Here is a 2,891-nt window from a genome sequence, read left to right as displayed (position 1 = left end):
CGTTGTACTTCTTCGGTGCGGGCATTACTGGTGTTCCTCCCAGGTTTCGATGTCTCCATCAAACCCGGTGCGAAACACTACTTCGAGCAGTGCAAACCCCTGACTTGTGTACTGGGGCCAGGCGCTGGGGTCTGCAGTCCGTAGCGTCAGGGCACCGGCCGGCACTGGCCCGCAAACCCCTTGCCGCCCTTGGGTTGGCTCTTCAAGAGCGTGCCGCCGCTGGCCGCTGCCCGGCCGTGGCGTGGCTCAACAGAGGCGTGCTCACCGATTCCCCAAGTCAGGCTGCCCGCCACGGCGATCGTCCTGTTCGCCTGGTGGAAGGAACCCGGCCGTCCCGTGATCACGATCGGTATCGACCCGCACAAGCCCTCCCTGACCGCTGTCGCCCTCGACGAAACCGGCAAGCCCTTGGCCACGCGGCGGATCACAGTCAACGCCGCGGCATACAAGACGCTGACCGGCTGTGCCGCCCGCTGGCCTCAGCGCCGTTTCGCTGTCGAAGGCGCCGCGGGCCTGGGCCGTGGCATCGCGCAACTGCTGGCCGCCGCCGGCGAGGACGTCGTGGATGTGCCGGCCACCCTCGCCGCCCGAGCCCGACTGCTGGACAGCGGCGGCACCCGCAAAACCGACGCTGCTGACGCGGCCAGCGTCGCTCACGCCGCCACGCGGCACCAGCGGCTGCGCCAAGTCGTCGCTGAAGATCATCACACCCGGCTGCGGCTGCTCTCCGAGCGCCGCGACGACCTGGCCCGCGAACGCGTCCGGCTGCTCAACCGGCTCCACGCCCTCCTCCGGGACCTCATTCCCGGCGGCGCTGCGCTGGACCTGACCGCCGACAAGGCCGCCGCACTGTTGCGCGGGATCCGGCTGTTGACCGCCACGAACAGCTGCCGCCGTGACCTGGTTCGGGAGATGATCGCGGATCTGCGCCACCTGGATCGGCGTCTGGACACCAACCAGGCCCAGATACGGCAGGTCTTGGCCGAGACGCATTCCTCGATCACCACAATCCACGGCGTGGGGCACATCATCGCCGCCAAGATCCTCGGCCACGTCGGTGACATCACCCGGTTCCCGACCGCCGACCACTTCGCCAGCTACGCCGGCACCTCGCCACTCGAGGCTTCCAGCGGCGAACGACGCCGTCACCGGCTCAACCCCACCGGCAACCGGCAACTCGATACCGCCCTGCACACCATCGCCGTCTGCCAGGCCCGCGATCCCGGCCCCGGCCGCGTCTACTACCAGCGCAAACTCAGTGAAGGAAAGACCCCTGCCGAAGCCCGACGCGCTCTCAAAACGGCGACTGACCAATGTCCTCTACCGACAGCTCTCGAGAGATCAACTCAATTCACCACCGGCATGGGTTGACACACAGAGGCGCTCTTGAGCCTCTCCCCGCCCATGGGGCGACGCCCGGCACTGCGCAGGCCAAATGAGAGCCACACAATCAGCGTGGGCAGCCGCAATGAGAGCGACAGCCCGGGCGCCTCGACCGAAGCCTGGCCGGGCATCGGTCGCAGGTCAATGAAACAAGTAGCCGCGATGTCGGCGCGTCCGGCTTGCGCTCCGGGCCTACCTTTGAAGCTCAGCGCCGGCATAGGTCAGGTGGGCGGGCATGCAGATCATCGAGCACAGCATCATTGGGACCCGCTTTGCGGTGCTGCGCCTTCGGCGTCCCGGCAGCCAGTTGCAGTTCGTGCTGTTCCCCATGCTCCATGTGGGGAGCCCGGAGTTCTACGCGGCGGTGGCGCAGCGGCTCCGGCAGTGTGACCTGAGTTGGCTCACGGTGCCGCGCTCGTGAGGCCCGCGTCGCGTTCACCTGCGGTGATGCCTGCAGGTGGGGCTGTTTCACGCACTAACCGGATGAGTCAACTGGGTCTGACCGGCCAGCCGTCTGGCGGCCTCAGAGCCGCAGCAGCCCCGCGGCGAGCGACTCACGCAATCCGGCGGGCGGCTCCTGGTAGCCCTCGTCCCACAGCGCACCGGGAAAGCCGCCGGCCGCGAACGCAGTGTTGAGATCGTCGACGAACCAGATCGCGGGCCCCACCTTCCCGTCGATTCCGGGGCCGGGCAGGTGGATGCCGTAGGGCGCGTCGCCGCTGATGTTCGCCTTGTGGAGCTCGTCGGGCGCGTAGTCGAGCTGGAACGGGATGCCGGCGTCCCGGCGCGCGGTGTCCCTGAGGTACGCGGCGTGCTCGGCCTCGTAGTAGGAGCGCGAGCCGCCCCGCTCGGCCCACTCGAGCTGCACCACCAACGGGTCCGCGAGCACGCTGGCCGGCCAACCCGGCAATTCCCCGACGAGCCACACATCGCCCACCTGCCGGATCCACGCGCTGATCGTCATCGGGAACGGCGCGAACGTCACCTCCAGCCAGTCGGCCAGCGCGGGCGCGCCCGGCGACGGGGGAACGTGGGCGCGACATGGCGTCCCCTCGTCGTTGTTCTCCTTTGCACGGAAGCCCCGTGCCTGCAGCCGCTCAACGAGCGTCTCGACGTTCCTGCGGGCACGGTCGGCGAACTCGCGCGCCACCGCCTCGGCGTCCTCGCGGTACGGGGCGTCGAAGACCCGTAGGCCAAGACCGCGCAGGTCGCGCCATACGTCGTCGGGATCACCGGACACGTACCGCGCGTGGAAGCTCGCCATGGCCACCATCCTTGCAGAGAGCCACCAGCGTCGGTGGTGAGCTTCCCCCGGTTTCCCGGACGGCTTCCGTGTGATGGTCAGGCCGCGGTTGCGGCCGGGGTGTGGTGTCGTTCGTAGTCGATCGGGGACAGGTTGCCAAGGCTCGAGTGGCGTCGGCGCGGGTTGTACCAGGCTTCGATCCATTCGAAGATGGCGTTGGCCAGTTCCTGGCGGGTTGCCCAGGGCTGGCGGTCGAGCAGTTCGA

General features: G+C 68.5%; 4 protein-coding genes. 2 read left to right on the top strand and 2 right to left on the bottom strand.

Going from position 1 to position 2,891, the window contains the following annotated elements:
- Window positions 1-189 precede the first annotated feature (189 nt).
- Complete coding sequence (locus ACVCAH_RS37655) at window positions 190-1,371, top strand: IS110 family transposase (RefSeq protein ID WP_447140978.1); 1,182 nt, start codon at window positions 190-192, stop codon at window positions 1,369-1,371.
- A gap of 247 nt (window positions 1,372-1,618) precedes the next feature.
- Complete coding sequence (locus ACVCAH_RS37650) at window positions 1,619-1,804, top strand: hypothetical protein (protein ID WP_447140977.1); 186 nt, start codon at window positions 1,619-1,621, stop codon at window positions 1,802-1,804.
- Between the two features lie 102 nt (window positions 1,805-1,906).
- Here ACVCAH_RS37650 and ACVCAH_RS37645 read toward each other — a convergent pair whose 3' ends face one another.
- Together ACVCAH_RS37645 and ACVCAH_RS37640 are read right to left on the bottom strand one after the other, a co-directional pair.
- Window positions 1,907-2,647, bottom strand: coding sequence for a hypothetical protein (locus tag ACVCAH_RS37645; protein WP_447140976.1), 741 nt, complete (start codon window positions 2,645-2,647; stop codon window positions 1,907-1,909).
- 77 nt (window positions 2,648-2,724) lie between these two features.
- Complete coding sequence (locus ACVCAH_RS37640; RefSeq protein ID WP_447140979.1) at window positions 2,725-2,886, bottom strand: IS3 family transposase; 162 nt, start codon at window positions 2,884-2,886, stop codon at window positions 2,725-2,727.
- Between the last annotated feature and the right edge of the window lie 5 nt (window positions 2,887-2,891).

Source organism: Micromonospora sp. LZ34 (genome assembly GCF_052981855.1).
Note: the sequence above shows the minus strand (reverse complement) of the source record. Positions and strands in the feature narration are given on the sequence as shown.

Excerpts from the sequence above, each read along its gene's own strand:
- ACVCAH_RS37645 (WP_447140976.1), bottom strand. The coding sequence starts at position 2,647 with ATGGCGAGCTTCCACGCGCGGTACGTGTCCGGTGATCCCGACGACGTA.
- ACVCAH_RS37650 (WP_447140977.1), top strand. The coding sequence starts at position 1,619 with ATGCAGATCATCGAGCACAGCATCATTGGGACCCGCTTTGCGGTGCTG.